Origin of the sequence: Lichenibacterium minor, from assembly GCF_004137685.1 — a bacterium.
GTDB lineage: Bacteria > Pseudomonadota > Alphaproteobacteria > Rhizobiales > Beijerinckiaceae > Lichenihabitans > Lichenihabitans minor.
In genome coordinates this window covers 1-516 of sequence record NZ_QYBB01000196.1, presented here as the reverse complement: position 1 = coordinate 516, position 516 = coordinate 1, and the positions used below count along the sequence as shown (strand labels likewise).

Below are 516 nucleotides of genomic sequence, written 5' to 3'. Positions count from 1 at the left end.
CTCGCCCGCCTGCCGGACCACCCCGCGAAGCGCCTCGACGAGCTGCTGCCCTGGAACTGGAAGGCCAGCCGACCCGGCGCAGCCCTGGCTCAGGCGGCCTGACGGGGCACCCACGACCTTCTAGAGGCCGACATCACGCGGCAGCCCTGACCTGCGGTGCTGGCCGGATGCTTACGCCGCGCTCGTAGCGACAGCTGATGAGCTGGAACAGCAGGTGCGCCGCGGCGGGCTCGAACGGCAGGTAGCCGAATTCGTCGAGGATCAGCAGCCTCGGCTTGCTCAGCTGTGACAGCCGCTGCTCCAGCTTCCCCTCCGAATGTCCCTTCACCAGCGTCGTCACCAGGGCGGTCGCGGAGGTGAACAGCACCGAGTAGCCATGCCGGATCGCTTCACGCCCGAGCGCGATGGCGAGGTGGCTCTTGCCGACGCCCGGCGGCCCCGATCACGTCCGTCAAGGTGGTGGAGTTTGGTCTGGTGCTCACCGCGGCTCCTGACGGGTCTCAGGCTGCGATGTGG

General features: G+C 69.0%; 1 pseudogene. It reads right to left on the bottom strand.

What is annotated here, in order from left to right:
* Positions 1–166: 166 nt before the first annotated feature.
* Positions 167–439, bottom strand: a pseudogene (locus D3273_RS28010) (ATP-binding protein); the annotation flags it as partial.
* Positions 440–516 lie beyond the last annotated feature (77 nt).